At 61.7% G+C, this 22,645-nt stretch carries 19 protein-coding genes and 1 tRNA gene; 13 read left to right on the top strand and 7 right to left on the bottom strand.

Annotation, left to right across the window (positions count from 1 at the left end; translation table 11 throughout):
- Positions 1–27: 27 nt before the first annotated feature.
- The gene (locus ACZ5Y5_RS04575) at positions 28–1,443 is read right to left on the bottom strand and encodes a helix-turn-helix domain-containing protein (protein WP_464810002.1); all 1,416 of its coding nucleotides are present in this window, start codon (positions 1,441–1,443) and stop codon (positions 28–30) included.
- Between the two features lie 122 nt (positions 1,444–1,565).
- Between ACZ5Y5_RS04575 and ACZ5Y5_RS04570 the strand changes: the two genes are divergently transcribed.
- The 5 genes from ACZ5Y5_RS04570 (at position 1,566) to ACZ5Y5_RS04550 (ending at position 8,955) form a co-directional block, all read left to right on the top strand.
- Positions 1,566–3,098: an acyl-CoA carboxylase subunit beta gene (locus ACZ5Y5_RS04570; RefSeq protein ID WP_464810470.1), complete on the top strand. Its 1,533-nt coding sequence runs from the start codon at positions 1,566–1,568 to the stop codon at positions 3,096–3,098.
- Positions 3,099–3,110: 12 nt separating this feature from the next.
- Positions 3,111–3,548, top strand: a complete 438-nt coding sequence (mce, locus tag ACZ5Y5_RS04565) for a methylmalonyl-CoA epimerase (RefSeq protein WP_464810001.1) — start codon at positions 3,111–3,113, stop codon at positions 3,546–3,548.
- 108 nt (positions 3,549–3,656) lie between these two features.
- Positions 3,657–5,810, top strand: coding sequence for a methylmalonyl-CoA mutase (scpA, locus tag ACZ5Y5_RS04560; protein WP_464810000.1), 2,154 nt, complete (start codon positions 3,657–3,659; stop codon positions 5,808–5,810).
- Positions 5,807–6,808, top strand: coding sequence for a biotin synthase BioB (bioB, locus tag ACZ5Y5_RS04555; RefSeq protein WP_464809999.1), 1,002 nt, complete (start codon positions 5,807–5,809; stop codon positions 6,806–6,808). The genes scpA and bioB overlap by 4 nt, the downstream gene beginning before the upstream one ends.
- Positions 6,809–6,969: 161 nt before the next feature.
- Positions 6,970–8,955 (top strand): acetyl-CoA carboxylase biotin carboxylase subunit, encoded by a 1,986-nt coding sequence (locus ACZ5Y5_RS04550; RefSeq protein ID WP_464809998.1) that lies wholly within the window; start codon positions 6,970–6,972, stop codon positions 8,953–8,955.
- A gap of 65 nt (positions 8,956–9,020) precedes the next feature.
- Here ACZ5Y5_RS04550 and ACZ5Y5_RS04545 read toward each other — a convergent pair whose 3' ends face one another.
- On the bottom strand, positions 9,021–9,905 hold the full coding sequence (locus ACZ5Y5_RS04545) for an alpha/beta hydrolase (RefSeq protein ID WP_464809997.1): 885 nt from the start codon (positions 9,903–9,905) through the stop codon (positions 9,021–9,023).
- A 31-nt stretch (positions 9,906–9,936) separates the two neighbouring features.
- Between ACZ5Y5_RS04545 and ACZ5Y5_RS04540 the strand changes: the two genes are divergently transcribed.
- The 3 genes from ACZ5Y5_RS04540 to alr are packed head-to-tail and all read left to right on the top strand — an operon-like array spanning position 9,937 to position 12,919.
- Positions 9,937–10,206: a hypothetical protein gene (locus ACZ5Y5_RS04540; protein ID WP_464809996.1), complete on the top strand. Its 270-nt coding sequence runs from the start codon at positions 9,937–9,939 to the stop codon at positions 10,204–10,206.
- Positions 10,207–10,239: 33 nt separating this feature from the next.
- Positions 10,240–11,832: an MFS transporter gene (locus ACZ5Y5_RS04535; RefSeq protein ID WP_464809995.1), complete on the top strand. Its 1,593-nt coding sequence runs from the start codon at positions 10,240–10,242 to the stop codon at positions 11,830–11,832.
- 40 nt (positions 11,833–11,872) lie between these two features.
- Complete coding sequence (alr, locus tag ACZ5Y5_RS04530; RefSeq protein WP_464809994.1) at positions 11,873–12,919, top strand: alanine racemase; 1,047 nt, start codon at positions 11,873–11,875, stop codon at positions 12,917–12,919.
- Between the two features lie 61 nt (positions 12,920–12,980).
- Here alr and ACZ5Y5_RS04525 read toward each other — a convergent pair whose 3' ends face one another.
- Together ACZ5Y5_RS04525 and ACZ5Y5_RS04520 are read right to left on the bottom strand one after the other, a co-directional pair.
- On the bottom strand, positions 12,981–14,153 hold the full coding sequence (locus tag ACZ5Y5_RS04525) for an acetyl-CoA C-acetyltransferase (protein ID WP_464809993.1): 1,173 nt from the start codon (positions 14,151–14,153) through the stop codon (positions 12,981–12,983).
- A 45-nt stretch (positions 14,154–14,198) separates the two neighbouring features.
- Complete coding sequence (locus tag ACZ5Y5_RS04520; RefSeq protein ID WP_464809992.1) at positions 14,199–15,287, bottom strand: alpha/beta fold hydrolase; 1,089 nt, start codon at positions 15,285–15,287, stop codon at positions 14,199–14,201.
- Here ACZ5Y5_RS04520 and phaR point away from each other — a divergent pair.
- Together phaR and proS are read left to right on the top strand one after the other, a co-directional pair.
- Positions 15,286–15,894, top strand: a complete 609-nt coding sequence (gene phaR / locus ACZ5Y5_RS04515) for a polyhydroxyalkanoate synthesis repressor PhaR (protein ID WP_464809991.1) — start codon at positions 15,286–15,288, stop codon at positions 15,892–15,894. The two genes, ACZ5Y5_RS04520 and phaR, sit on opposite strands and share 2 nt — an antisense overlap.
- A gap of 80 nt (positions 15,895–15,974) precedes the next feature.
- Complete coding sequence (proS, locus tag ACZ5Y5_RS04510; RefSeq protein ID WP_464809990.1) at positions 15,975–17,501, top strand: proline--tRNA ligase; 1,527 nt, start codon at positions 15,975–15,977, stop codon at positions 17,499–17,501.
- Between the two features lie 84 nt (positions 17,502–17,585).
- Here the strand turns inward: proS and hslU are convergent, their stop codons facing one another.
- Both hslU and hslV read right to left on the bottom strand, forming a co-directional pair.
- Positions 17,586–18,887: an ATP-dependent protease ATPase subunit HslU gene (hslU, locus tag ACZ5Y5_RS04505; RefSeq protein ID WP_464809989.1), complete on the bottom strand. Its 1,302-nt coding sequence runs from the start codon at positions 18,885–18,887 to the stop codon at positions 17,586–17,588.
- A gap of 93 nt (positions 18,888–18,980) precedes the next feature.
- On the bottom strand, positions 18,981–19,547 hold the full coding sequence (hslV, locus tag ACZ5Y5_RS04500; protein WP_464809988.1) for an ATP-dependent protease subunit HslV: 567 nt from the start codon (positions 19,545–19,547) through the stop codon (positions 18,981–18,983).
- A 173-nt stretch (positions 19,548–19,720) separates the two neighbouring features.
- Between hslV and ACZ5Y5_RS04495 the strand changes: the two genes are divergently transcribed.
- Positions 19,721–19,909 carry a hypothetical protein gene (locus ACZ5Y5_RS04495; RefSeq protein WP_464809987.1) on the top strand — a complete coding sequence of 63 codons (189 nt, stop codon included), beginning with the start codon at positions 19,721–19,723 and terminating at the stop codon, positions 19,907–19,909.
- A gap of 21 nt (positions 19,910–19,930) precedes the next feature.
- Here ACZ5Y5_RS04495 and ACZ5Y5_RS04490 read toward each other — a convergent pair whose 3' ends face one another.
- The gene (locus tag ACZ5Y5_RS04490; RefSeq protein ID WP_464809986.1) at positions 19,931–20,056 is read right to left on the bottom strand and encodes an entericidin A/B family lipoprotein; all 126 of its coding nucleotides are present in this window, start codon (positions 20,054–20,056) and stop codon (positions 19,931–19,933) included.
- A gap of 136 nt (positions 20,057–20,192) precedes the next feature.
- Here ACZ5Y5_RS04490 and ACZ5Y5_RS04485 point away from each other — a divergent pair.
- Positions 20,193–20,267, top strand: a tRNA-Val gene (locus ACZ5Y5_RS04485).
- 77 nt (positions 20,268–20,344) lie between these two features.
- A complete protein-coding gene (locus ACZ5Y5_RS04480; RefSeq protein WP_464809985.1) occupies positions 20,345–22,579 on the top strand; it encodes a DPP IV N-terminal domain-containing protein in 2,235 nt (744 codons plus the stop codon).
- The last annotated feature ends 66 nt before the right edge of the window (positions 22,580–22,645 follow it).

Here is a 22,645-nt window from a genome sequence, read left to right as displayed (position 1 = left end):
CCCAAGCTGGGACTGCCCAGTTGCCGTTCAGCCTATCCAATAGGGGACGATCTGCCGATTGTCCGGATCGACGCGGATCGGGCGATCGGCGGGGGGAAAGGCACGCTGGTCGCATCCCTGGCGTGAGCAGAGGCGGCAAGTGATGCCGATCGGCGTCGCCGCCCCCTCCATCTCCAGTTGCAGGCCGTCCGCATAGACGAAGTTCGCGGCATGGGCGACTTCGCAGCCCAGTACGACGGCATAGCGGCGGGGCGTACGCGAATAGCTGCCTGAAGGTTTCACCAGTCCCTTCGCCATGGAAACATAGCGCACGCCATCGGGCGTCTCCCCGAGCTGTACGTTGATACGGTCGGGGATGGCGACCGCCTCATGCACGTTCCACAAGGGGCACGCGCCGCCGAAGCGGGCGAATTGGAGCCGGGTCGCGCTGTGCCGCTTGGTGATGTTGCCTGCCATATCAACGCGGCAGAAGAAGAAGGGGATGCCGCGCAGCCCCGGCCGCTGGAGCGTCGAAAGGCGATGGCATGCCTGTTCGAAGCTGACCCCGAACCGGCGGGCGAGACGATCTATGTCATGGCGGACAGCGCGCGCAGCTTCGCGGAATTCGGCGTAGGGCATGAGCAGCGCGCCCGCAGCATAATTGCCAAGCCCGATCGTCAGCAAGCGATCGGCGCCCTCGACCGGAAGCGCAGCGCGATTGACGACATCGGCGATGACGGCCTGTCCCTCCAGCATCATGAGCTGATGGGCCAGCATGAATTTGCGGCTTTCGGTCGGCAGCGCGGCATTGATGAACAGTCTGCGGTCGCTGGACGAATAGGCGCGCAAAGCGGAATCCGGCGTGTCGGCGATCAGCGTTTCGATGCCATGCCGCCGCGCCAGCGCCTCTACCAGCATACCCTCGTCGAGCGCCTGCCCCGCAGTGAAGCTCTTCGCCATGTCCTCGGCCAGGCAGTCGAGCGCATGGACATAGTTGCCGGCTTCGTGGAACCAGTCCCGCGCCGCTTCCCAAGGGAGACGCGCCTGCACCTCATGATCGTTGGCGATCGCCTCCTCGATCATGTTGATCCGCTCATTGGCGCGCATATGGGCGTTGTAGAGATCGATATAGCGGGCGGCGAACTCGGGAAACTGGAGGTGCAGCTTTTCGATCCGCTCAGGCTCCATGGCCGGGCCGGGCAGTTCGGGATGGGCGAGCGCATAGGTGAAGGCGCCCAGCAGTTGCTCCTCTTCGCGGCTGTCGAAACTCGCCCAATCGGTAGGGAAGGCGCTGGCAACTGCGGCCTTCACCTTGGCGGTCAGGGGGCGATCGTCATTTTCCAGCTGACTGAGATAGGAGACCGAAATGCCGAGCGCCTGCGCCATGGTGGCCTGGTCCATCCGGTGATCCAAACGAAGCTGGCGTAGCCGTGGACCTGCGAATATGCGATTGCCTCTTGCCATTCCCCGCCCATAATTTGCGAAGTGGTGATTTGCAAATTGGCAAATTTGCATTTGCGAAAAGCGTGAAAGATGGGAAAGGGGCGAACATAGCCATCCGTGCCGTCACCGGAGAGATATTCTATATGTCGAAGCTCGCCATTATCGAACAGCTGGAAGCCAAGCGCGAAGCCGCGCGCCTGGGTGGCGGCCAGCGCCGCATCGACGCCCAGCATGCCAAGGGCAAGCTGACGGCGCGGGAGCGGCTTGAGGTCCTGCTGGACGAAGACAGCTTCGAAGAAGTCGATATGTATGTCGAGCATAACTGCATCGACTTCGGCATGGACGAGCAGCATATTCCGGGCGACGGCGTCGTCACCGGATCGGGCACGATCAACGGCCGCCTGGTCTTCGTCTTCAGCCAGGACTTCACCGTCTATGGCGGCGCGGTGTCCGAACGGCACGCCATGAAGATCTGCAAGATCATGGACATGGCGATGAAGGTCGGCGCTCCCGTGATCGGCCTTAACGACTCCGGCGGCGCGCGCATTCAGGAAGGCGTGGCTTCGCTGGCGGGCTATGCCGAAATCTTCCAGCGCAACGTGCTGGCATCGGGCGTCGTGCCGCAGATCAGCGTGATCATGGGCCCATGCGCAGGCGGCGCTGTCTATTCGCCCGCAATGACCGACTTCATCTTCATGGTGAAGGATTCGAGCTTCATGTTCGTGACCGGCCCTGATGTCGTGAAGACCGTTACGAACGAGATCGTGACGCAGGAAGAGCTGGGCGGCGCGGTCACGCACACGACCAAGTCGGGCGTGGCGGACCTGGCGTTTGAAAATGATATCGAGGCGCTGCTTTCGGTTCGTGATTTCGTCGATTTCCTGCCTGCGTCGAACAAGGAGCCGGTGCCGGAGCGTCCGAGCGCCGATCCGTGGGATCGCGTCGAAGAAAGCCTGGACACGCTGATTCCTGCCAATGCGAACCAGCCCTATGATATGCATGAGCTGATCCGGAAGGTCATCGACGAAGGCGACTTCTTCGAGGTGCAGCCGGCGCATGCGGGCAACATCATCTGCGGTTTTGGCCGGGTCGAGGGCAAGACGGTCGGCATCATCGCGAACCAGCCGATGGTCCTGGCGGGCGTGCTGGATATCAACTCGTCCAAGAAGGCGGGCCGTTTCGTCCGCTTCTGCGATGCGTTCGAGATCCCCATCGTGACCTTCGTCGATGTGCCAGGCTTCCTCCCGGGTACGGCGCAGGAGCATTCGGGCATCATCAAGCATGGCGCGAAGCTGCTCTTCGCTTATGCCGAAGCGACCGTGCCGAAGATCACCGTGATTACCCGCAAAGCCTATGGCGGCGCTTATGACGTTATGTCCTCCAAGCATCTGCGCGGCGACCTCAACTATGCCTGGCCGACCGCTGAAATCGCGGTGATGGGCGCGAAGGGCGCTGTGGAGATCATCTTCCGCGGCAAGACGCCGGAAGAAATCGCGGATCGGACGAAGGAATATGAAGACCGCTTCGCCAACCCCTTCGTCGCAGCGAGCAAGGGCTTCATCGACGAGGTGATCCAGCCACATTCGACCCGCAAGCGGATTGCTCTTGGCCTGCGCAAGCTGCGCAACAAGAGCCTGGAGAATCCGTGGAAGAAGCACGACAATATTCCGCTGTAAGGATTGGCTGTCATGAAGCTTGGTCGCTTGAATCATATCGGCGTGGCGACGCCTTCGTTGGAAGCGTCGCTGGCTTATTATCGCGATGTCATGGGCGCTACGCTGACGCATGAGCCTTTCGACCTGCCCGCGCAGGGCGTGAAGGTGTGCTTCGTTGATACGCCGGGCGTGAATGGGACCGAAGGCACGCAGATCGAGCTGATCGAGCCGCTGGGCGAAAACTCGCCCATTCATGGCTTTATCGCCAAGAACCCGGCGGGCGGGCAGCATCACATGTGCTATGAAGTGCCCGATATTTATGAAGCCAAGGCGTGGTTCGAGGGGCTGGGCAAGAAGGTACTCGGTGAACCGCGTATCGGGGCGCATGGGACGTTGATCTTCTTCGTCCACCCCAAGGATATGAACGGGGTGCTGACCGAGATCATGGAGACGCCGAAAGAGGCGCATTGAGTTTCGTCACTCCGGACTTGGTCCGGGGTCCCGCTGTTTACGTCCCGCTCGCGAGGGAAGCGGGATGCCGGATCAAGTCCGGCATGACGAATGGGTAGGATGATAGGTATGACCGAGAAGCCGACGCTGGATCAGTGGGCCGCCGCCGCCGCCAAGGAGGTGAAGGGCAAGAATCTGAACTGGGAGACCCCGGAAGGGATCACGGTGAAGCCGCTCTACACGGCCGAGGACGTGACCGTCGATCCCGGCCTGCCCGGCTTCGCGCCCTTCACGCGCGGCGTCAAAGCGTCGATGTATGCAGGGCGTCCCTGGACGATCCGCCAATATGCCGGCTTTTCGACTGCCGAGGAATCCAACGCCTTCTACCGCCGCAATCTTGCTGCGGGGCAGAAGGGGCTTTCCGTTGCTTTCGACCTCGCCACTCATCGCGGCTATGACAGCGATCACCCGCGCGTCGTCGGTGACGTCGGCAAGGCGGGCGTGGCGATCGACACGATCGAAGACATGAAGATCCTGTTCGACGGCATCCCGCTCGACCAGATGTCCGTGTCCATGACCATGAACGGCGCGGTGATCCCGATCCTGGCTTTCTTCATCGTCGCGGGCGAGGAGCAGGGGGTCGAGCGCAAGCTGCTCGACGGGACCATTCAGAATGACATTCTGAAGGAGTTCATGGTCCGTAACACCTATATCTATCCGCCTGAACCATCGATGCGGATCATCTCGGATATTTTCGGCTATACCAGCCGCGAGATGCCCAAGTTCAACAGCATCTCCATCTCCGGCTACCATATGCAGGAAGCGGGCGCGACGCAGGTTCAGGAGCTGGCCTTCACGATCGCTGACGGCATCGAATATGTGAAATATGGCGTCGCTTCGGGCCTCGACATCGACAAGTTCGCCGGGCGGCTGAGCTTCTTCTTCGCTATCGGCATGAACTTCTTCATGGAGATCGCCAAGCTGCGCGCCGCGCGCGTACTGTGGCATCGGGCGATGACGAAGCTTGGCGCGAAGGACGAACGGTCCAAAATGCTGCGCACCCATTGCCAGACCTCCGGCGTGTCGCTGACCGAGCAGGACCCCTATAACAACGTCATGCGCACCACCATCGAAGCGATGGCGGCCATGCTGGGCGGGACTCAGTCGCTCCATACGAACGCGCTGGACGAGGCTATCGCGCTGCCCACCGACTTCTCCGCTCGCATCGCGCGCAACACCCAGATCGTCATCCAGGAAGAGACCGGCATGTGCAATGTGGTCGATCCGCTGGGTGGCAGCTATTATGTCGAGGCGCTGACCCAGCAGCTGGTCGATGCTGCGCAGGAGATCATCGATCGCGTCGGGGCCGAAGGCGGCATGGCGAAGGCTGTCGGCGCGGGCTGGCCCAAGGCGATGATCGAAACGGCCGCCGCCGCCCGTCAGGCACGCGTTGACCGGGGCGAGGATGTCATCGTCGGCGTCAACAAATATCGGCTCGCCAACGAAGACCTGCTGGAAACGCTGGAAGTCGACAACACCAAGGTCCGCGAAGCGCAGATCGCCCGGATCAACCGGGTCAAGGCGGAGCGTGACGAGGCGGCGTGCCAGGCTGCACTGGAATCGCTGCGTCAGGCTGCTGCCGGTCCGCAGTCGATCGAGAACAATCTTCTCGCCCATGCGGTGGAAGCGGCGCGCGCGCGCGCTACGTTGGGTGAAATTTCGTCCGCTATGGAGGACAGCTTCAACCGCTACGGCACGGTGCCGACGCCGGTGAAGGGCGTCTATTCCAAGCCCTATGCACAGGACAGTCGCTGGAAACAGGTTCTTGACGGTGTGCAGGCCGTCGAGCGGCGCCTCGGTCGCAAGCCGAAACTACTCATCGCCAAGATGGGACAGGACGGCCACGACCGGGGCGCCAATGTGATCGCGTCGGCCTTCGGGGACATGGGCTTCGATATCGTGTCGGGCCCGCTGTTCCAGACGCCGGAGGAAACGGTGGTGCTGGCGCTGGAGAGCGGGGTCGATGTCGTCGGCGCTTCCTCGCTGGCTGCGGGACACAAGACGCTGATTCCTGAACTCATCAGGCAGCTTCGGGACAAGGGTCGCAACGACATCAAGGTGATCGCTGGGGGCGTCATTCCGCCGCAGGATTATGACTATCTCCGTGACGCGGGCGTGCAGGGCATTTATGGACCTGGCTCGAACGTCGTGGAGTGCGCGGCCGATGTGCTGCGTCTCCTCGGCCACAACATGCCCCCCGCGGGGCTGGAGGAAGCCGCTTGACCCAGACTACCGCCCGCACCGACTGGAGCCGCGACGAGATCGCCGCGCTGTTTGACCTGCCTTTCAACGACCTGATGTTCGAAGCGCAGTCGATCCATCGCGCTAACTTTCCGCGCAATGAAGTGCAGCTTTCGACCCTGCTGTCGATCAAGACCGGCGGCTGCCCGGAGGATTGCGGCTATTGCAGCCAGTCAACCGAGGCGGAAAGCGGCCTGAAGGCCACCAAGCTGATGGACGTTCAGGCTGTGCTGCAGGCGGCGGCGCAGGCGAAGGACCATGGCTCCGGTCGTTTCTGCATGGGCGCGGCATGGCGCAATCCCAAGGAACGGGACATGCCCAAGCTCATCGAAATGGTGAAGGGCGTGCGCCAGATGGGCATGGAGACCTGCATGACGCTGGGCATGCTGTCGGCCGATCAGGCGAAGCAGCTGGCCGACGCAGGGCTCGATTATTACAACCACAATATCGACACCTCGCCGGAAAATTACGCCAACGTCATCACCACCCGGACCTTCGAGGACCGGATCGAGACGCTGGAAAATGTGCGCGACGCCGGCATCAATGTCTGCTGCGGCGGGATCGTCGGCATGGGTGAGACACGGAGCGACCGCATCGGCTTCCTCCATGCGCTTGCTACCATGCCGCATCCTGAGAGCGTGCCGATCAATGCGCTGGTGCCGGTGGAAGGCACCGTGCTGGGCGATATGCTGAAGGACACGCCGCTCGCCAAGATCGACGAGGTGGAGTTTGTTCGCACCGTCGCGGTCGCGCGGATCGTCATGCCGCAATCCATGGTGCGGCTCTCCGCCGGGCGTGAAAGCATGAGCGAGGCCTGCCAGGCGCTCTGCTTCATGGCGGGCGCGAACAGCATCTTCACCGGTGACAAGCTGCTGACTGCGGCCAATGCCGGAGACGACAAGGATAGCGCGTTGCTTTCCAAGCTCGGGCTGACGCCAATGATGGCGCAGCCGCACGGGCATCTGGAGGCGGCGGAGTAAGACATCAACGCACAAGCCCGTCACCCCGGACTTGATCCGGGGTCCCGCTTCCTGGCTGCCGTTGCATGGGAACATAGCGGGATGCCGGATCAAGTCCGGCATGACGGCGGTGCATAAGTGACCAACGAACGGCAGCACATAGGACTGGGGCAAGGATAAAGATGGCAATCACCAAGATCCTGATCGCGAACCGTGGCGAAATCGCGTGCCGCGTCATCCGCACCGCGCGGAAGATGGGCATCAAGACCGTGGCGGTCTATTCGGACGCTGACGCGCGCAGCCCTCATGTGCTGATGGCGGATGAGGCCGTACACCTCGGCCCGCCGCCCGCTGCACAGTCCTATCTGCTGGCTGACAAGATCATTGAGGCTTGCAAGGCGACCGGCGCTGACGCGGTTCACCCTGGCTACGGCTTCCTGTCGGAGCGCGAGAGCTTCCGCAAGGCGCTGGACGCAGAGGGAATCATCTTCGTCGGCCCTCCCGCCAACGCGATCGCGGCGATGGGCGACAAGATCGAGTCCAAGAAGCTCGCCAAGTCGGCTGGCGTCAACGTGGTCCCCGGCTATGTCGGCGTGATCGAGGACACCGAACATGCCGTCCGCATCTCCAACGAGATCGGCTATCCCGTGATGATGAAGGCTTCGGCCGGCGGCGGCGGCAAGGGTATGCGCCTGGCCTATTCCGAGCAGGACGTCCGTGAAGGTTTCGAGGCGACCAAGCGCGAGGGCCTCGCCAGCTTCGGCGACGACCGCGTGTTCATCGAGAAGTTCATCGAAAGCCCGCGCCACATCGAAATCCAAATCCTGGGCGATCAGCATGGCAATATCGTCTATCTGAACGAGCGCGAATGCTCGATCCAGCGCCGTCACCAGAAGGTGGTCGAGGAAGCGCCGTCGCCCTTCGTCAGCCCCGAAATGCGCAAGAAGATGGGCGAGCAGTGCGTCGCCCTGGCGCGCGCGGTCGGCTATTTCAGCGCGGGTACGGTCGAACTGATCGTGTCTGGCGCGGACAAGACCGGGGACGGCTTCTACTTCCTGGAAATGAACACCCGCTTGCAGGTGGAGCATCCGGTCACCGAAGAGATCACCGGCCTCGATCTGGTCGAGCAGATGATCCGCGTCGCCAATGGCGAGGAACTGAGCTTCCGTCAGGAAGATGTGAAGATCAATGGCTGGGCGATCGAGAACCGCGTCTATGCTGAAGATCCCTATCGCGGCTTCCTGCCCTCGACAGGCCGTCTGATCCGCTACAATCCGCCTGAAGCGGTCGATGGCGTACGCGTCGATGACGGCGTGGTCGAAGGCGGCGAAGTGTCGATGTTCTACGACCCGATGATCGCCAAGCTGATCACCTGGGCGCCGACCCGCCTGGAAGCGATCGACAAGCAGATCGCTGCGCTCGACCAGTTCGAGATTGAAGGGCCGGGTCACAATATCGATTTCGTCTCCGCACTGATGCAGCATGAGCGCTTCCGCTCGGGCAACATCACCACCGGCTTCATTGCCGAGGAATATCCGGAGGGCTTCACGGGGGCTCCGGCATCGGAGACGCTGGTGAAGCGCCTTTCGGCCATCGGTGCTTTTGCTGCGATGGCGCAGGCTGACAGGGCTCGCCGCATCGATGGACAGCTTGGAAAGAAGCTGAAGGCGCCTACCGGATGGCAGGTCAAGATCGGCGACGCTGAGCATGATGTCGTCATCAACGGCGACGATGTCACGGTCGATGGCGAAGCGATCGACATGGCGCTCGAATATACGCCGGGCGACCGCTTGATCGAGGCGGAATTTGGTGATGAACAGCTGGCCGTGAAGATTGCGCCGGTCCGTGCGGGCTTCCTGCTGACCGCTCATGGAGCGAGCCACAAGCTGCGCATTCTGCCCGCCCATGCTGCGCCGCTCGCCAAGCACATGGTCGAAAAGATCCCGCCGGATCTGTCGCGCTTCCTGATCTGCCCCATGCCGGGCCTGTTGGTCGCGTTGCACGTGAAGGAAGGCGATAAGGTCGAAGCGGGTCAGCCGCTCGCCGTGATCGAGGCGATGAAGATGGAAAATATCCTGCGCGCGCAAAAGTCGGGCGTGGTGAAGAGCGTGTCGGCAGCGCAGGGCGAAAGCCTGCCTGTGGACGCCATCATCCTTGAAATGGAATAAGACTGTCGCCTGCTCCCGCCTTGTTAGGCGGGAGCACCGATTTATCCTAGATAATTGTCAGTCGATCAGCTGGCGGACCAGCGTCCCTTCAACCATTTGCGCGTGTCTGCCAGTACCGCCGCATCCTCCGGGGTCTGTTTGCCAAAGCCGCTATGCGGCATGGCTTCGGCGACATAGAGGTCAGCCTCCACGCCAGCGGCCCTGAGCGCAGCATGCATCCTGACCGTGTCGGACAGCAGCCGGTCCCTCGTCCCGGTGACGAGATGAGTAGGCGGAAAGGCGCTCCCCAACTCGCCAAATAGCGGCGAGAGATAGGGATGATGCGGGTCATTGCCGTTCAGGTAAAGTTGGGTTGAACCGACGCCATCGGGGTCCCGCAATATGGGATCGAGACCGTTCAGCACCTTCCAGCTATCGCCGGAATTTGTGAGGTCAGTGACGGGAGTTTCAAGGACAAGAGCGCTGGGCTTCTCCAAGCCTGCGTCTCTCACCTTGTGCATCAATGCGGCAGCGAGATTGCCGCCTGCAGAGCCGCCCGACACCAGGATGTTCTTCGCGCCATATTCTGCCAGCAGGGCCTTATACACTGCGAAACAGTCATCAAGACCAGCTGGATAGGGATGATCAGGCGGCATGCGGTAATCCACGGCAAAGGTGACGCCGCCGAACTGCATAGCGGTGACCTTCGCCAGAGCCATGGCGGCACGGCCGCCGAACAATATCCAACCGCCCCCATGAATGCTGAGATGCGCTTTCCGCCTCTGCTCATCGGAAATGTTCCGCGGGGTGGCTACGTAGCAGGTCGCGCTACCGATCTGCCGTGTCTCGACGTCCACTCCGGGCATCTTCAAAATGGCTTCCGCCGGGAGCGACTTGTTCCCTTCGGCGATATAGGCGTGCCAGCTTGCTCCGTCAGCGGGCTGTGGAACAGGTCTGGGTGGCGGCTGCATCGCACCTTTTCGCAGATAATCTTGCGCCGGCTTGCTGATCGAACCTGGAGGAGGAAAGGTTCGGGCCGCGGGGCAGTCTGAAGCGGTCGAGTCAGGCCTTGTCGCCTTTGCCGGTCCCGCCACAACAGCCCCTGACAAAGTGATCGAGGCAGCGCCGGACATGATTTCTCTGCGGCTGAGCGAGCCTTGTTTCGCGCTCAAATTACCCCTCCATTATGTTAAAGAACGATTATGTTCGATTATCATAGGCAAGATCATCTGCAAAGCCATCCATCCTTGCCGAAGGCCGACGTTCCTCTAAAAGAATTTGCAACGATAGGGGGAATGAAGCGGGATGAGCGAGGGGGTAGCCGACAGCGGCTATGTCATGGACGTAAGGCGGGACCGGCTGGTCATTTCCGCTTCCGCGATCGGCACCGTGTTCGAATGGTATGATTTCTACATCTATGGCGTGCTTGCGCCTATCATCGGGCGCGCCTTCTTTCCCACCGACAATCCAACCGTTGAACTGCTCTATTCGCTGGCTGGTTTTGCAATAGGCTTCGGCTTTCGGCCTTTGGGTGCAGCATTGTTCGGCTATCTCGGTGACCGTCTGGGGCGGAAATATACCTTCCTGGCCACGATCGTGCTGATGGGCGGAGCTACGGCCGGGGTGGGGCTGACGCCTTCGGCGGCGACCATCGGGGTTGCGGCGCCCATCATCCTCATTCTGCTCCGCATTGCTCAGGGGTTGGCGCTGGGCGGTGAATATGGCGGAGCGGCCATTTACGTCGCCGAACATGCGCCATCCGGCAAACGCGGCTTCTACACCAGCTTCATCCAGGCCGGGGTGATCGGCGGCTTTATCCTGTCGTTGATCGTGGTCGTTGGAACGCAATGGATCGTCGGCAAGGCAGCATGGGACGCCTGGGGCTGGCGGCTGCCTTTCCTCTTCTCGCTCGCATTGCTCGCCGTCTCGCTGTGGATGCGTCTGATGCTGCGGGAAAGCCCGGTGTTTACCGCGATGAAGACGGCGGGGGTGCAATCACGCAATCCGCTCAAGGAAGCCTTCACCTATCCCGGCAATAAACGGCGGATGCTGGTCGCGATGATCGGGATCGCGGCGGGTTTCACCGTCATCGCCTATACGGTGATGTTTCAGGCGCTCTATTTCCTGCAGAGCGGTTTGCATGTGTCCCCCGGCATCGCACAATTGCTGGTGGGCGGCAGCGCCTTTGCGGGCATTGGGGCCTTCATCTTCTTTGGTTGGCTGTCGGACCACGTAGGCCGCAAGAAGCCGATCATTATCGGCTATGCGCTGGTGCTGCTGCTGCTGATGCCGCTTTACCATTTCATGGGCAGCGTCGCGAACCCGGCGCTCTACCAGGCGGCAGAACGCGCGCCGGTGGTGGTTGCTGGGCCGGACTGCAGCTTCGACCCGTTCGCCAAGGTGCAGCCGAGCGCTTGCGGGAAGCTGCTCGACCATTTTTCGAAGCGTGGCATCCCCTATGAAAAGGCCATGGCGGATCGCCCCACGGTGACGATAGGCGGTGCGGCCGTGAACGACCTGAGCGCGGAGGGCCTGGACGCGGCGCTCACCGCCCGTGGTTATGATTTCGGCGTCGTGAAGCCTGACTGGCCGCGCGCCATGCTGCTGTTCCTGGCACTTTTGCTGCTCTGGACATTGTCTGGCGCCACCTATGGCCCGGTGGCAGCGCTGCTGTCGGAATATTTCCCGGCGCGTATCCGATACAGTTCGCTGTCCATCCCCTATCATATCGGCACCGGTTATTTCGGCGGCTTCCTGCCGCTGGTCAGCCAATATATCGTAGCACGGACGGGCGATCCCTATGCGGGTCTGTGGTACACGATCGCCGTAGTAGCCGTCGCGCTGCTCACCTGCCTCATAGCGCTGCCGGAAACGCGTGGGGCGAAGCTAGGAGCGTGACGGCTCGACGCTTGGCGTGGATGCCGCTATCGCGAAGCCGATGACCGCATTTACCGCTCCGCTGCGCCTGCGCCTCGATGGCCGCGCACTTGTGAATAATTGGCGCTGGCTGCAGCAGAGCAGCGGCGGAGCAGCCTGTGGCGCTGCGATCAAGGCGGACGGCTATGGCACCGGCGCGGTAGAGGTGATGCGGCGCTTGCTCGATGCGGGATGCCGCGATTTTTTCGTGTCCAATTGGGGCGAAGCGAGGCTTCTTGAACCCTTGGTGGATGAGGGGATTTCGCTCGCGGTGCTGCATGGCGTGCGCGCGGAGGATATGGGGGTCGCACTGGCTTCGCGTGCGCGGCCCGTTCTGTGCACGCCCGGCCAGATCGCGCGCTGGAAGGATGCCGGGGGCGGCGTTTGCGACGTCATGGTGGATACCGGAATGAACCGGTTGGGGCTCGACTGGCGCGGTGATGTTGCGGGTGCGATCGAGGGGCTGTCAGTTGATACGCTGCTTAGTCATCTCGCTTCCGCTGACGAGGATACCGACCTTAGCAAGCTCCAACTCGACCGCTTTACAGCGTTGAAGTCCGGCGTTTCGGCACGGCGTTACAGCCTCGCCAACAGCGCGGGCATCTGCCTGGGGCCGGACTATGCTTTCGACCTGACGCGGCCGGGGCTGGCGCTTTATGGCGGCGTGCCACGGACGGAGGCGGTAGGGAAGATCGCGCAGGTCGTTCAGCCTCAGGCGCAATTGTTGCAGAGGCGCCATGTACCTGCGGGCGACAGCATCGGCTATAACGCAACCCATGTGGCCGAGCGCGACATGGAGATTGCGGTGCTGAACATCGGCTATGCCGACGGTTATCTGCGGGGATTTTCTGACCGTGGGATGGTGGAGGCCGGAGGCGCTCCTCTGCCGGTTGTCGGGCGTGTGTCGATGGACCTGATCGCTGTGGATGTGTCGGCCCAGCCATCACTGGCGGAAGGCGATTGGCTGGATATCGACTATGCGCTGCCCCAAGCGGCTGCGCTTTCTGGCTTGTCGCAATATGAGTTGCTGACCGGGCTTGGCGAGCGTTTCGACCGGCTTTGGTACTGATCGCATGAAAAGGCCGCCGATCCATGGGAGCGGCGGCCGTCTTTGCGAAGGGAAGCTTAGCTCAGCGTTCGATGCACATGGCGACACCCATGCCGCCGCCGATGCAGAGGGTGGCGAGGCCCTTCTTCGCGTCCCGCTTCTGCATTTCATAGAGCAGGGTGGTCAACACGCGGGCACCCGATGCGCCGATCGGATGCCCGATCGCGATCGCGCCGCCGTTCACATTCACCTTCTCCGGGTCCCAGCCAAGTTCCTGCCCAACCGCAAGCGCCTGAGCGGCGAAAGCTTCATTGGCTTCGATCAGGTCGAGGTCGGCGAGCGACCAGCCTGCCTTCGCTAGGGCGTTGCGCGACGCGGGGGCGGGGCCGATACCCATGATCGCGGGATCGACGCCGCAGGTCGCAAAGCCAGCGATGCGCCCAAGCACCGGCGCGTTGCGCTGCGCAGCATCTGTCGCCGTCATGAGGACCAGCGCGGCCGCACCATCGTTGATGCCGCTCGCGTTCCCCGCTGTCACGGTGCCGTCCTTCTTGAAGGCGGGGCGAAGGCCCTGCATCGCCTCCAGCGTCGCGCCTGCCCGAATATATTCATCGGCATCGACCACCGTGTCGCCCTTGCGCCCCTTGATCGTGACGGGGACGATCTCATCCTTGAAGCGGCCCGACGCGCGCGCAGCCTCCGCCTTGTTCTGGCTGGCGACGGCGAACTGGTCCTGCGCATCGCGGCTGATCTGATATTTCTCCGCCAGATTTTCGGCGGTGACCCCCATATGGTAGTTGTTGAACGCGTCGGTCAGGCCGTCATGCGTCATCGTATCGACTAGGGAGATCGGCCCCATCTTAGCGCCGCCACGCAGATATTGGGCATGCGGCGCAAGCGACATGCTTTCCTGCCCGCCTGCCACCATGATGCGTGCGTCCCCGGCCTTGATCGCCTGAGCCGCGAGCGCGACGGCGCGTAGTCCCGACCCACACAGCTGATTGAGGCCGATCGCCGTCCGCTCGACCGGAATGCCCGCATTGACTGCCGCCTGGCGCGCGGGATTTTGTCCTTGGGCTGCCGTCAAGACCTGCCCCAATATGACTTCATCGACCTCGTCAGGCGAGACCCCGGCCTGCGCCAGCGCCGCCACGATCGCGGTACGGCCGAGTTCATGCGCGGGTGTGGACCCGAACGCGCCCATGAAGCTGCCGACTGCGGTGCGCTTGGCAGCGGTGATGACGATGTCTGACAATGTCCTGATCCTTGTTAAAGAGGCCGGCCTGTCGCCGGAATATCATCATCCCCCATGGGTTGAAAGCCAAAGGGAGAGCGGTTCCCACAGTAGTTCGCGGGCGCGGCTGCCCACGATCATTCCGACATGACCAAGTTGCAGGGTGAAGCCGTCCGAAAGCTCAGGCGCTGCGCTGGCGGGGACGATCCGGTCAGTTGCAGAGCGGACCGAGAGCGTAGGGCAGCGGAGCTGCGATGGATCGACTTTGACGCCGTCGATCACCCACTCGCTATGTCCCGTAACATTGCCGCCATAGAAGGTTTCGAATAGCTCGCGCCCGGCAGCGAAGGTCAGGGGAGGACCGCCATTGGCCCAATCCTCCACCGCGAGGAAAGCGCGCTCTGCCTCCGAACCCGGCTCCATGTTCATGAAGGCGGCATATTTGCGGATCGTCCGCGCGGGATCCATCGCCCAGAAGCCCGACTGCAACACTTCCATGGGGACGTAGCCGAGCCGCTCGCTTGTCGCCTTTGCGCCTCGCCAGAGGGAACCGATCAGGTTACGATCCTCATCGGGGAAGCCGTCAAACTGCCAGGGCGCGGCGATCGTGGCGATGCCCTTCACATCAGCAAGGGCCGCTGCACCGATGGCCAAGCTGCCGCCCAGGCAGTAGCCGACCAGGATGGGCGGTCGCGGCAGCGCCTCCAGCATAGGCAACAGCTTTTGCGTCACATGATGGTCGAGACCCAGGCCCGCATCCCTGGCCGATGGATGGCCCCAATCGACCAGATAGGCGTCGTGCCCTGCTGCAGCCATGTGGCGCAACATGGAGCGTCCCTCGGAAAGGTCGAGAACCTGCGGGGGGTTGATGAGCGAGGGTATGAAAACAACCGGCGAGCGGCCATTTTCCCTGCCGTAGCGCAGCAATTTGGCGCTGCCTGCATCGGCGAACACAGCAGGGCTTGGCGGCGGCGGAGGGCGTTCAGCGGATTGATATTTACGCAGGCCCTGAAAGGCGAGCCGCCGAAGATCAGGATCATCCTCCGTTTCGCGCCATAAAATGCTGAGAAAAAGGGGCAAAGGCCGTGGCCCATGTTGCGGTGCGGCAACCCCTTGTGCTAATGCGGAATGTGCAGGTGTGGGAGAGGAATCCATGGCCAAAACCAAGACCGCCAATGAATCAGAGCCGGTCATCATCAAGAAATATGCGAACAGGCGTCTCTATAACACGGAAACGTCAAGTTACATCACGCTGGATCTGCTTTCCCAAATGACTCGTGAGGGGCGCGAGTTTGTGGTCGTGGATGCCAAGACGGGGGAGGATATTACGCATAATGTCCTGACCCAGATCATCATGGAGGAGGAACAGCGGGGCAAGAATATGCTGCCGGTCAACTTCCTGCGCCAGTTGATCGCGATGTACGGCGATTCCATGCAGTCGATGGTGCCGCAATATCTGGAAGCGTCGATGGAGGCGTTCCGCAAGAACCAGATGCAGTTCCAGGAGGCGATGAAGGGCGCGTTTGGCGGCGGACCGCTGGCCGAGATCGCCAAGCGCAACATGCAGATGTTCGAGGCGGCGGCGAGCGCTTTTGGTGGCGTACCCGGAATGCCGGGGATGCCTGTCATGCCCGGTATGCCTGGCGCGTCGCCAGCGCCGACTCCAGCCGCCGCAGCCTCTGGCGACGACAAGGATGACGAGATCGCCGACCTGAAGGCGCAACTCGCAGCCCTGAATGCGAAGATCGACAAGCTGAGCTGAGCCCACCGTTCGGGCTCGACGGGACGGCGCGCTTGGCCTATGGCGCGCCTTCCTTCAGAGAGCAGAGCAAGGCCGGACCCGTGAAGCACGCCCTTTCCGTTACCCGTGAACAGGATTTCGCCGCTTGGTATCAGGCTGTCGTTTCCGAAGCCGACATGGCCGAGGAAAGTGGCGTGCGGGGCTGCATGGTCATCCGGCCATGGGGCTATGGCATCTGGGAACGGATGCAGAAGTTGCTGGACGATCGCATCAAGGCGACCGGCCACGAAAATTGCTATTTCCCTCTCTTCATCCCGCTTTCCTATTTCGAGAAGGAAGCGGAGCATGTGGACGGCTTCGCCAAGGAAATGGCGGTCGTCACCCATCATCGCCTGATCCAAAAAGACGGCAAGCTGGTGCCCGACCCCGAAGCGAAGCTGGAAGAGCCCTTGGTCGTTCGCCCGACTTCGGAAACGGTCATCGGCGCAGCATTTTCCCGATGGGTGCAGAGCTGGCGCGATTTGCCGGTGCTGATCAACCAATGGGCCAATGTCGTGCGCTGGGAAATGCGCACGCGCATGTTCCTGCGCACCGCAGAATTTCTCTGGCAGGAAGGCCATACCGCTCACGCCACCGTCGAAGAGGCGATGGAAGAGACGATGAAAATGCTCGAAGTCTATCGCAGCTTCGCAGAGGAGTGCGTAGCGCTTCCCGTCGTGGCGGGCGAGAAGCCGGAAAATGAGCGCTTCCCTGGCGCGGTCGCGACCTATTCGATCGAAGCGATGATGCAGGACGGCAAGGCGCTGCAGGCGGGCACTTCCCACTTCCTGGGCACGACCTTCTCCAAGGCGCAGAACATCAAGTTCCAGAATGCGGAAGGGCAGCAGGAGTTGGCCCAGACGACCAGCTGGGGCGTATCGACCCGTATGATTGGCGGCCTCATCATGGTGCATGGCGATGATGACGGGCTGCGCGTGCCGCCACGGCTCGCACCTTATCAGATCGTTGTCGTGCCGATGCTGCGCGACAATGATGAGGATGCGGCGATCCTGGATTATTGCGGCGATCTGGTTGTGGAACTGAACAAGCAGGATGTGTTCCGTGAGCCGGTTCGCGCCCTTCTCGACAAGCGGCCAGCCAAGGCTGCCAACAAGCGTTGGGGCTGGGTGAAGAAGGGCGCGCCGATCGTGATAGAGGTCGGCGGCCGCGATGTTGCGGGCGGCAATGTGTCCGTGCTGCGCCGCGATCGCCTTTATCGCGAAGACGGCAAGCTCGACAGCCAGATCGTGGCGAAGGGCGACTTTGTCGGCGCGGCGGCGGGCATGCTGGAGGAAATTCAGCAGGCGTTGTTCGCCCAGGCACAGGCGCGGCTACAGGATAACATCGATACGTCCATCGCTTCACTTGATGCGCTGAAGGCTTATTTTGCTTCAACCAAGAAGCCGGGTTGGGCTTTGGTGCAATGGGCCAAGCCGACTGGGCCTGCGCTCGACAAGGTGATCGAGTGGTTGAAGGGTGAAAAGCTGACGTTGCGCAACGTGCCGACGGATGCGGATGCGGCGGACGGAGTGTGCATCTTTACTGGCGAGAAGGCGGTAGAGCGCGTGCTGGTTGGGCGGAGTTACTGACGCGCGACTGCCGTTCGTGTCGAGCGCAGTCGAGTACGGCCACGCAGCCGCTTCTCGACTTCGCCCCAAGCGAACGGAGATTAGTTACAGCACATACTTGCTAAGGTCCGTATTGCGGGCGACCTCGTTCAGCTGCTTCTCCACATAAGCCGCATCGATCACCAGCGTTTCGCCCTGCCGGTCTTCCGCGTCGAAGCTCACATCCTCCAGCAGCTTTTCCATGACCGTCTGCAGGCGGCGAGCACCGATATTCTCGACCTCGTTATTCACCTCGGCGGCAATCTTCGCGACCGCGCGGATGCCGTCTGGTGTCAGGTCGATGGTTACGCCCTCGGTCGCCAGTAGCGCGCGATATTGCGCAACAAGGCTCGCCTTGGTGTCGGAAAGGATGGCGACGAAATCATGCTCGGTCAGCGCCTTCAACTCCACGCGGATCGGCAAGCGCCCCTGAAGCTCTGGCAACAGGTCGCTGGGCTTCGCCACATGGAACGCGCCTGAAGCGATGAACAGAATATGGTCGGTCTTGAGCGGGCCATATTTGGTCGAAACCGTCGTGCCTTCGATCAGGGGCAGCAGGTCGCGCTGAACGCCTTCTCGGCTAACGGAACCGCCGCGCACATCGCTGACTGCGATCTTGTCGATTTCGTCCAGGAAGACGATGCCATTCTGTTCGGCGCTGGCAATGGCGACGCGCGCGACGTCATCCTGGTCCAGACGCTTGTCCTGCTCTTCTTCGACCAGCTTGTCCCAAGCCTCAGCCACGCGCAGCTTACGGCGCTTCTTCTGGGTCTGTCCGAACGCCTTGGACATCATGTCGCTAAGGTTGATCATGCCGATCTGACCACCCATGCCGGGGATCTCCATCGGCATGGAGGGGCTGTCGGCGACTTCCACCTCGACCTCGACATCGTTCATCTGGTTGCTCTCGATCCGCTGGCGGAAGGAGAGGCGGGTGGCTTCGCTCGCCTCCTTGCCGGTCAGCGCATCTAGCAGCCGCCCCATGGCCGCTTCGGAAGCCGCCTCACGGACTGCCTCCCGACGGCGATCCTTTTCCAGGCGCACGGCTTCCTCGACCAGGTCACGGACGATCTGTTCGACGTCGCGGCCAACATAGCCGACTTCGGTGAACTTGGTGGCTTCGACCTTCACGAATGGTGCGTCGGCTAATTTAGCAAGGCGGCGGCTGATCTCCGTCTTGCCGCAACCGGTGGGGCCGATCATCAGGATGTTCTTGGGTGTCACCTCGTCGCGCAGATCGGGCGACAGGCGCTGGCGGCGCCAGCGGTTGCGCAACGCAACGGCAACCGCGCGCTTGGCGTCGGCTTGGCCAATGATGTGCGCGTCGAGGGCGGAGACGATGGCTTTGGGGGTCAGATTATCGTTCATCTCTTTAGACATCCGTTCGCCCTGAGCTTGTCGAAGGGCATTCTTTCTTGAAGAAAAGGGAGGGGCTTCGACAGGCTCAGCCCGAACGGGGGATCAGGTAATAGAGGCAAGCTCTTCAACGACCAACTGGTCGTTGGTGTAAACGCAGATCTCCGCGGCCACGGCCATCGCCTTGCGGGCGAGCGTTTCGGCATCTTCCTCATATTCCACCAGCGCACGGGCGGCGGCCAGGGCGAAATTGCCGCCAGAACCGATGGCCGCCACGCCACCGATCGGCTCCAGCACATCGCCATTGCCGGTCAGGATCAGCGTCACTTCCTTGTCGGCGACGATCATCATCGCTTCCAGATTGCGCAGATATTTGTCGGTGCGCCAGTCCTTGGCCAGCTCAACCGCGGAGCGCATCAACTGGCCATTGTGTCGCTCCAGTTTGGCTTCGAGCCGCTCGAACAGGGTGAAGGCATCGGCGGTCGCTCCGGCGAAGCCGCCGATGACGGAGCCGTCATGCAGTCGGCGGACCTTGCGGGCGTTCGGTTTCATCACCGTCTGACCCATGGAAACCTGGCCGTCACCGGCCACGATCACCTTCCCATTCTTGCGTACCGACATGATGGTGGTGCCATGCCAGACCGGCATGGAACTGGAGCTTTGGTCGTTCATGGCGCGGCATATGGGATCGAAAGGGCTACCACGCAAGCATAGTGGTGCGCGGCGCTGGATCGTGTCATTTTCTGGACGGAATTATGACGATCTGTTCAGGAACCAATCCCGGTTAATTGACTTTGTGCACAGCAGCACGGATCATGAAGGTCGGTGAATGGGAGGAAATCCAGATGTCTCTGAAGGCCAGAGCGCGAGAAAAAGTCGAGCGCGCGGGGATATCCAACTACACCTTCGATCATGATGTGCTGGTCATGTGCGGCGTCCGCTACACCTTGGCCGCGTGCGATTGCGGCGAACCGGATTGCGACGGCGTCCGGCTGGAAAGAAACGCGGCCGTGGCCAGCCGCGTTCTTCAATGACCTGAGCGATAGCCGCTCAGCTTACATGGCGCGGTCGCCCGCGCGGCCAACAGATTCAATATCGCGGCCGACACCCTGAACGGTATTGCAAGCGGCCAGGCCGGTGAGAAGAATCCCCGCAATTACGAGGGCAATGGTTTGACGCATAGACAGTCGCTCCCTTTCTGATCCAGCCACTATAGCGGCCTCATAAAAAGGCAATAAGCCCAATTTGCGATTTCGGTTTCACCGCCTGCTTGACAGGAGCAGTGACGGGTGCCAATGGCCGCATCCTCCTTTCAGGGGGCGCGTAGCTCAGCGGTAGAGCACACCCTTCACACGGGTGGGGTCACAGGTTCAATCCCTGTCGCGCCCACCACGACCTTCCTGGTTGTGGTCAAGAAAGATTATTTCCCTGCATTGATCTTTTCGGTTCCCCGGCGCTAATTTCGCGGGATGACGATCTCCTCTTATGCGAAGAGCGGCGCGGCCATTGGCGCGCTGCTGGCGGCCGCCGCAGTTCCAGCCGGAGCGCAGGAAAAGCTGACGCTGGAACGTGTCTTCGCCAGCCCCGACCTATCCGGACCCCAGCCACGCGCCTTGAAATTGTCGCCGGACGGCAAGCTCGTCACGCTGTTGAAGCCCCGAGCTGACGAGAAGGAACGGCTCGACCTATGGGCGATCGACAGTTCGACCGGCGCCGAACGGATGTTGGTCGATTCGAAAAAGGTTGGCAGCGGCGCGGAACTGTCCGAGGCCGAGAAGATGCAGCGTGAGCGCGACAGATCGATCGCGGGAAACACCGGCATCGTCAGTTATGACTGGGCTCCCGATGGGAAGAGCATCCTCGTCCCCGTCGATGGCGACCTGTTCCTGGCCGCACTGGATGGCGGCGTGACGCGGCTCACCAACACACCCGACGGCGAGCTTAATGGCGTCGTTAGCCCAAAGGGTGGCTTTGTATCCTTTGTGCGGGGCGGCAATCTTTTCGTGCAGCCGATCGGTGGCCGCGAGCGTCAACTGACCCAAGGTGCGAGCGACACGGTAAGCTGGGGTGTGGCCGAGTTCGTCGCTCAAGAGGAGATGGATCGCCGCACCGGCTATTGGTGGTCGCCCGACGAAGCGCTGATCGCCGTTGCACGCGTGGATGAGGGGCCGGTGGGCATCGTCACGCGCACAGCCATCGGCGGGGAGGGCACGAAAGTATATCAGCAGCGCTATCCCGCCGCCGGAACGCCCAATGCGCTAGTCGATCTCTATGTCATGAAGCCTGACGGGTCGGGCCAGGTAAAGGTCGATCTGGGACAGGAAAGCGACATTTATCTGGCGCGTGTCGATTGGTCGAAGGACTGTAAGACCCTCTACGTTCAACGCCAGAGCCGCGACCAAAAGAGGTTGGACCTGCTCGCGGTCGATCCGGCGACTGGCACGGCGAAGGTCCTGCTGACCGAAAGAGCCAAGAGTTGGATCAACCTCAGCAATAATTTCACCTCGCTGAGCGACGGCAGCTTCCTGTGGTGGTCCGAAAAGACGGGACATGGCCACCTCTACCATGTGCGCGGCGGCAAATGGGCGGCGCTGACCAATGGCGCGTGGGAAGTGCGCGAAGTGGTGGCCGTCGATGAGAAACAGGGCCTGGTCTATTTCACCGGTAATCGGGAAACGCCGTTGGAGCAGCAGCTCTATGTCGCGCCGCTGTCGGGCAAGGGCACGCTCCGTCAGCTGACCAGCAATGGCTGGTGGAACGATGCTGTCATGGACAATGAGGCTACCCGGCTTGTTGTCGCCCGTAGCAACACGGATCAGCCGAAGCAGGTCTATCTGGCCGACAACAGCGGCAAACGGCTGCAATGGCTGTCGGAAAATGCGGTGACGGGCAGCCACCCCTATGCGCCTTATCTCGCCAGCCATGTGAAGACCAGCTTTGGCACGATCAAGGCGGCGGACGGAACCACGCTCTACACCCGCATCATGACGCCGCCGCTGGAGGCGGGGAAGCGCTATCCCGTCTTCATGCTCCATTATGGCGGGCCGGGAGCGGGACGGGTCGTGACCAATCAATGGGGCTCGCCGCTTTACCAGTATCTCGTCGATAAGGGCTGGATCGTCTTCGCGGTCGATAATCGCGGCACGCCGGATCGGGGCAAAGCGTTCGAGGACCATCTTTACCGCGCAATGGGCACGGTCGAGGTGGAGGATCAGCTGAAGGGCGTCGAGTGGCTGAAAGCTCAGCCCTATGTCGATCCCCAGCGGATCGCGACCTATGGCTGGTCCTATGGCGGATATATGTCCGTGAAGCTGCTGGAGAAGGCGCCGGGTGTCTTTTCAGCGGCAATCGCCGGGGCTCCAGTCACGCGATGGGAACTGTACGACACCCATTATACCGAGCGCTATCTTGGCATGCCGCAGGACAAGCCGAGCGCCTATCCGGCTTCCGGAGCGGTGGACGAGGCCGTCAAGATAGCGGACCCGCTGCTACTGATCCACGGCATGTCGGACGATAATGTCGTCTTCGACAATACGACGGCGCTGACAGCGAAGATGCAGGCGGCTGCGGTGCCTTTCGAGATGATGGTCTATCCGGGCCAAACACACCGGGTCGGTGGCCCCGGTATCAGCGTCCATCTGTGGCGCACGATAGAGGATTTCCTGGCGCGGCATTGGGCAGAGCCTGAACATCCGCCCCAATAGGGATGCTTTGCCGCCGCAAAGCCGCTTCATGCTGGACAATTGTCGGAACGGCGCTATGGCGCGCAC

The organism is Sphingobium sp. TomTYG65, from assembly GCF_055395525.1.
Note: the sequence above shows the minus strand (reverse complement) of the source record. Positions and strands in the feature narration are given on the sequence as shown.